The sequence below is a fragment of the Allobosea sp. 05T422_2 genome (assembly GCF_056396265.1).
The window spans coordinates 1-3,589 of the sequence record NZ_JBFTLD010000409.1; the positions used below are offsets into that span (position 1 = coordinate 1).

Genomic DNA, 3,589 nt, shown 5'->3' on the forward strand with positions numbered 1-3,589 from the left:
GCATGGCGCTGCACTATGCGCTTCACCGCAGCGGCCCGCTCTCGCTCAGCGTCAATCAGGGCGGCGGCTTCTTCAAGACGCGGCCGGGGCTCGAGCGTCCGGACATGCAGCTCTATTTCTCGCCGCTGAGCTATGAGCGCGCCCTGCCCGGCGTGCGCGCCCTGATGAAGCCCGATCCGTTCTCCGGCTTCAGCACCAGCGTCTCGCCCTGCCGGCCGCGCAGCCGCGGGCATGTCGCGATCCGCTCGGCCGATCCCCATGTCGCCCCGGTGATCGAGCCGAACTATCTCTCCGATCCGGAGGATATCCGCGACATCCTGGCCGGTGCACGCTTCCTGCGCCGCCTGGCATCGGCGCCGAGCTTCGCCGCCCTGATCGAGCGCGAGATCCGTCCGGGGCCGGACTGCGCCGATGACGAGGCGCAGATCGACGCCATCCGGCAGCAGGCCTATTCGGTCTTCCACCCCTGCGGCACCTGCCGGATGGGGCCCGATCCTGCGGATTCAGTTGTCGATGCGAGCCTGCGGGTGCATGGCCTCAGCGGCCTGCGCATCGCCGATGCCTCGATCTTCCCGACGATCCCCTCCGGCAACACCAACGCTCCGGCGATGATGGTCGGCGAGCGTGCGGCCGAGATCATGCTGGCAGAGTGACGCGCACTGCGGAGGACCTTCCGTCGCTGGCGTGAGCGGCGTCGCCGTACCGGGCTTGAGATTCAAATGGCGCGCGAGACGGTGGCGACCACATCCCTACGCAGGGATGGTGCGCAGAGGGGCCGCCATCGTATCCCGCTCTTCCGCTGTACCTTCAGCAGCCACTCACTGACGGCGCTCCTCACGCCGATCGGTGCGTCCGGTGCGGCGAACGTCGCGTCGCTCCCCGCGCCCGGTGCGCCTGTCGCCGCGTCGATCCATGCCCGCGGTCTCGGCCTCGGAAGGTGAACTTGTCAGGACTGTGGCAGCCCCTGCGAGGCCCAGTGCAGCCGCCGACCACAAGAAGGAAAGGGCATGTCGACGAGAGATCACGTCCGGATTGAAGACATCGCTCATGGCAAAACTCCTTTGGATCGATGAACCGTCTTTGCTGCCCCCTTGGCCACCCCTGGCCGCCCCAGAACACCATGTTTGACGCCGGGCCAGCCGCAGCCGCAGCCTGAGGCAAGACAACCGTCCGCGTCATTCCTGGCAGGCTGGTTATGGGCTCGGCCGGCCTCGCGCACAAGATTATTCGCACGCGCCCGATGACCCAACCCCATTTCGGCCAATCATCGCCGCTCCGAATACGCATTGCGCGACCGCCGAGATCAAAGACACTCCGGTATCCCCGTCCTGACAACCTTCAAGGCGCACCCATGGATTGATTGACCTCACGTCATCGAGAATTCGCATTCATAATTGGCTAAGTGATCAAATTGTCGCTATCGGGAATATTTGACATCCATCAGTAAATTAGGCCGATTATTCGGGTTCACCGCCGCAATTTGATGTGCAACAGATAGGCTGGCCTATTCCTGACTTCGGAGGACACCATGCGACTAGGACTTGTATCCACCGCCGTCCTTGCAACCTGCCTGGCGACGTCGGCCCTCTCGGCCGATCTTCCCAGCCGCCAAGCGCCGCCTCCCCCGATCGTCTACGCTCCCGTCTTCACCTGGGCCGGATTTTACRTCGGCCTCAACGCCGGCATGGGCTGGGCCGACTCGGGTAACATCACCATTACCGGGCCGACAGCYGGCTCTTCCGGAATTCTGGGCGGCAATAGCGGCGACGGCRCGTTCGTCGGCGGCGGCCAGATCGGCTATAACTGGCARTCCGGCGCSTGGGTCTACGGTCTCGAGACCGATATCCAGTATGTCGGATCGAACGGCAATATGTCCTGGGGGCAATACACCTGGTGGGCAAATAATGGCGGTGGTGACGGCGGGTATTTCGGCACCGTGCGCGCCCGCATCGGTTACGCCTTCGATCGGACCCTGGTCTACATCACSGGCGGTCTGGCCTATGGCGGCCTGAACAGCAACCCACTGACCGGCAACACGACAAGCAATGCCGGCTGGACCATCGGTGGCGGCGTCGAATACGCCTTCACCAATAACTGGACGGTCAAGCTCGAAGGTCTCTACGTCGATACCGGCGAGGGCCGACAGACCCGGGTCTTCCAAAACCCCGCGGGCGGCGTGCTCCCGGCCGGAATCTATACCGCCACCACCAGTGGCGGCGGCGGCGGCGGGATCGTTCGCGTCGGCGTGAACTACAAGTTCTGAGCCGGACACTCTGGATCTGCAAACAGCCCGGCCCATGCGCCGGGCTGTTTCTCCCTTCATCCGACCGCGCCACAAGCGCGGCCTCTGTTCGCCCCCTGTCACGACGAAACTCGGAAGCTGCCGACATTCTCTAATGCCGGCGCTCCAGATGTCTTCGCGCTCGCCCTGATCGATCAACTCATCCCCCTGGCGTTTTCCGGCGCCAAGAACGCCGGTCTCGCTGAAATCGCCTGACCGCTTGATTGGCTGGAACCTTCGGATACGCTCTCTTTTCTGACCTCCCCCTAGGGCGGGCAGAAAAGAGAGCGCAAGGGATTACCGACCGAACACAGGGAGACGATCGTGAGTCTACGCAGAGCCCTCGCCGCAACCTGCCTGCTAACTAGCCTGGTCATCCCACTGGCCGGTTCCGCCCAGACGCTCACCTTCGCCGAAGCCTATGATCGGCTGGCGAAGTCCTGCGGTTCGGACATCGACAAGCTTTGCTCGAAGGTTTCGCTTGGCGGCGGCGCCGTCAAAACGTGCCTTGATCGGAACCAGGCGCGGCTATCGGTGGGCTGCAAGGCCGCTTCGGCCGAAGTCTTCCAGTCGCTCGCGAAGCGGGCCAATGCCCAGGCTGCCGCAGTCAAGGTCTGCGAGCGCGACCTTGGTCAATATTGCAGCGGCGTGCAGCCCCACGACGGCTACAGGCYGCAGTGCCTGCTKACCGCGTCCAAGGTCGTCAGCAGCAGCTGCAAGCAGGCCATCGTCGATGCCGGCTGGAACTGAAGGGACAATGCACCCGATGAAGCCCATCGCCCTCGTCTTCTCCGCCGCAATCGCCCTCGCCCCCGCAACCGTGCACGCCCAGGAGCGGCTCAACGACACGCAACTGATCGAGACGCTGAACGTCCTCGACCAGTCGAAATCCATCGACGTCGCCGCGCTCCGGCGCCGGGCCGTCGACAGTGTCGCCGCCAACCGCGGGCCGGATGCCTCGCTGCGCGAGCCTCTCTCGCAGGAACTGGACAATCTCTCGCAGTTTACGGTCGAGATCCAGTTCCGGACCGGCTCGGCGGTGATCCGCCCTGCATCATTCCGCACGGTCGGCGTGATCGCCGACTCCCTGCTCCACCCGACCTTACGAGAATACAAGTTCCTCATCGTCGGCCACACCGATGCGGTCGGCGACCGCAAGTCCAACCTGACGCTGAGCCAGAAGCGGGCCGATGCTGTTCGCGACGCGCTGGTCACCACATTCGGCATCGCCCCAGCCAGGATTGTCTCGGTCGGCCTCGGCGAAGAGCAGTTGCAGAACCGGAAGAACCCGGACGCAGCAGCCAATCG

At 64.3% G+C, this 3,589-nt stretch carries 5 protein-coding genes; 4 read left to right on the plus strand and 1 reads right to left on the minus strand.

The annotated features are described in order from the left end of the window. On the plus strand, positions 1-653 hold a 653-nt coding region (locus AC1DJT_RS35135), incomplete at its 5' end, for a GMC family oxidoreductase (RefSeq protein WP_476835906.1). A 165-nt stretch (positions 654-818) separates the two neighbouring features. Here the strand turns inward: AC1DJT_RS35135 and AC1DJT_RS35140 are convergent. Further along, complete coding sequence (locus tag AC1DJT_RS35140) at positions 819-1,049, minus strand: twin-arginine translocation signal domain-containing protein (RefSeq protein WP_441506670.1); 231 nt, start codon at positions 1,047-1,049, stop codon at positions 819-821. Positions 1,050-1,528: 479 nt separating this feature from the next. Here AC1DJT_RS35140 and AC1DJT_RS35145 point away from each other — a divergent pair, with 479 nt between their 5' ends. From AC1DJT_RS35145 to AC1DJT_RS35155, 3 genes are all read left to right on the plus strand, one after another. Next, positions 1,529-2,263 carry an outer membrane protein gene (locus AC1DJT_RS35145; RefSeq protein ID WP_476835907.1) on the plus strand — a complete coding sequence of 245 codons (735 nt, stop codon included), beginning with the start codon at positions 1,529-1,531 and terminating at the stop codon, positions 2,261-2,263. Between the two features lie 342 nt (positions 2,264-2,605). Beyond that, positions 2,606-3,031, plus strand: a complete 426-nt coding sequence (locus AC1DJT_RS35150) for a hypothetical protein (protein ID WP_476835908.1) — start codon at positions 2,606-2,608, stop codon at positions 3,029-3,031. A 16-nt stretch (positions 3,032-3,047) separates the two neighbouring features. Continuing rightward, on the plus strand, positions 3,048-3,589 hold a 542-nt coding region (locus AC1DJT_RS35155), incomplete at its 3' end, for an OmpA family protein (protein ID WP_476835909.1).

Excerpts from the sequence above, each read along its gene's own strand:
- AC1DJT_RS35140 (WP_441506670.1), bottom strand. The coding sequence starts at position 1,049 with ATGAGCGATGTCTTCAATCCGGACGTGATCTCTCGTCGACATGCCCTT.